Raw genomic sequence first — 2,506 nt, 5'->3', positions numbered from 1 at the left:
GAGTTTCGAATCTGGCGGCAGTGGTTCCGGCGTCGTCACATCCAGAATAGCCCCGCCAAGAATGCCACGCTCGAGTGCAGACACCAGTGCAACGTGGTTAAGCACACCGCCACGAGCCAGATTAATCAGCCCTGCGCCGGGTCGCAGTACCGCGAATTGTTTTTCGCCGATCAAGTTCTCTGTTTCGGGGGTGAGTGGCATGTTGAGGATAACAAAATCAGCATCGTCCAATGCAGCGTCAAGATCTTCAGGCGTGTACATAGCATGGACGTACCGAGATGGTCGTCCAGTTCTCCGAACGCCGCGTACCCGCAGGCCCATGGACTTCGCAACCTGTGCTGAGGTCTCACCCATTTTCCCAACACCGACAACGGTAACGGTTTTCCCTTTAATAGGCGTACTGTAAATAGGCTTCCAGTCACGACGACGCTGATCGCTCGCAAACTTGGGAACATGGTTATTCAACATCTGCAGACCCATGCCCACATACTCCCGGGTTTTTTCAAGATGAATGCCTGAATTACGGGTGACTGTCATTCCAGGCGGCAACCAATCAAAAGGCGCGAGGTGTTCCACTCCTGCTCCGATAACATGGATCCATTTCAGCCGAGGTGCCCGCTGCTGAAGGTCATCAGTTGGCAGATCCCAAGTCATCATGACTTCTGCTCGTTCCATTGACCGATCAAAATTGTCCAGGTCCCAATCGACGCATACATCGATTCTGGAAGAAACTTCGGGATGACGTTGGCGGGCACACGCCAAACGATCCGGAGTGGTCCTGAACACCAATTCTCCGGCACGATTATTTTTTATGTGGACGGCTACTTTTTCTTTGATGGGTCTCAATGTCATCAGCGGTCTGATCAATAGTTACCTTGCCGGCCTCCAAGCTATGGTGTTGCCCACCCACCAACAGAGTAATTGTGTGTGGAGTCATGCCGAAAGTGTGCCAAGAAATTAGTAATGAAAACAGACCTATCTATAACTGATTGATTTAATGGTGACCAGGGGATAAATCGAACACCCTGCAAAAGTTATGTTTGCCTGCGACTATCTGTTGCGATTTGATCTTCTAAGTAACCGGTCCAACTGGTTAGCAAATGCAGTTCGGTCAGACTGACTGATCGACGACGGGCCACCCGTGTGTATGCCACTGCTTCGCAGCGAATCGAAGAAATCTCGCATATTCAATCGCTGTCGAATGTTTTCTTTGTTATAGAGTTCACCCCGGGGGTTCAGGGCTATACATCCTTGACCGATCAGTTCAGCGGCCAAAGGTATATCTGCTGTAACGACCAGGTCACCGGGGTTTGATTTCTCCACGATATGATGGTCTGCGACGTCATAGCCGGATGGCACCTGAACGGTATGGATATAGGGCGATCTTGGCACTTGCAGGGCCTGGTTGGCCACCAGAGTGACCATTACAGGTACCCGGTCAGCTGCCCGGTAGAGAATCTCCTTGATCACCTTCGGGCAGGCGTCGGCGTCCACCCAGATCTTGCACTCCGCTGTTTGGCTTTGCGATGTGATCATTCGAAGGGCCGAAGCCGGAGTACTCATACCAGGGCACAGCACGGGAAATAGAGCGACACAACAATGACCGGCACGTTGATCATCTCGCTGATTACAAGATGGCCACAAACACTACACAGCAAGTAGGCATCGACCGGCGCTTGAAGATTTGTTTTACTACTTCCACCAATAGTAGTTGTTTTAATTGGTGTCCAGGGGGTGAATCGAACACCCGACACGGGGATTTTCAGAAAACTGTTCCACCAAATTAGCTTTGTTTTACAGTACTCTCACACTATGCGTGAAATAATCCTCTTAGCTACGCTGTAATTGTACCAATTGCTGTTGTTGCTTACTCAATCGCTTTCTTGTTTTGCGTATTTGTTCTCTCTTCTTGCAAGTTGATGGTGGTTTGAACTTCGTTACGCTGCGAGCAATTGTGCGCTTAACGCTGAAGAAAGTTGTTCATTCTGCTTATTAGCGGCTGACTGAATCGCACTTATCTTATTCACGCTTACAAGTCGAGCTAGGAACTCATTCTGTAATGTCAATCGCGGCACTATCAGTAGCGTTCGCTTTGATGATGGTTGGCTGATGTTAGAAGTGGCCCCGGTCCTCTGAACAGCCGAACCCGTTGTATAAGTGGATACCTGCCTGTTCTGGTCAAAAGCCTCCGGGATACGCAAGGGTCTGCTTTAGGTCGTTATCAGACCTTGATGGTCTGACCTGGGGGAGAAACAGCAGTAGAGGGTTTTAACGAAGCCGGCAACACCGGAGTCACTTCAATCCTCTATAATGATTTTATTGCTGATCTCATTCGGATTGTCGTGAGCTCCCGGGAAGTCTTTTGACAGAACTTCGCCACATTCGCGCACGGCAGTGCAAATTCCCTCGGTGAGATCACCCGATTTTATCTTGCCAGTCATGTCGTTCAATATCCCCTGCCACGTATCCAGGGGAACTTTCGCGTTGATTCCCGTATCGGCGAGAA

At 50.0% G+C, this 2,506-nt stretch carries 3 protein-coding genes and 1 pseudogene; all 4 read right to left on the bottom strand.

The features are described 5' to 3' along the window. The coding region (locus MK323_15380; GenBank protein MCH2483525.1) for a D-2-hydroxyacid dehydrogenase at positions 1-852 on the bottom strand (852 nt) is incomplete at its 3' end. 198 nt (positions 853-1,050) lie between these two features. Continuing rightward, entirely contained in the window at positions 1,051-1,536 is a 486-nt protein-coding gene (locus MK323_15375; protein MCH2483524.1) for a YaiI/YqxD family protein, read from the bottom strand. Between the two features lie 23 nt (positions 1,537-1,559). Continuing rightward, positions 1,560-1,673, bottom strand: a pseudogene (locus MK323_15370) (acetamidase). A 624-nt stretch (positions 1,674-2,297) separates the two neighbouring features. Next, a partial coding sequence (locus MK323_15365; protein MCH2483523.1) for a hypothetical protein occupies positions 2,298-2,506 on the bottom strand: 209 nt, incomplete at its 5' end.

The organism is Gammaproteobacteria bacterium, from assembly GCA_022450155.1.
Taxonomy (GTDB): Bacteria; Pseudomonadota; Gammaproteobacteria; order Arenicellales; family UBA868; genus REDSEA-S09-B13.
Note: the sequence above shows the minus strand (reverse complement) of the source record. Positions and strands in the feature narration are given on the sequence as shown.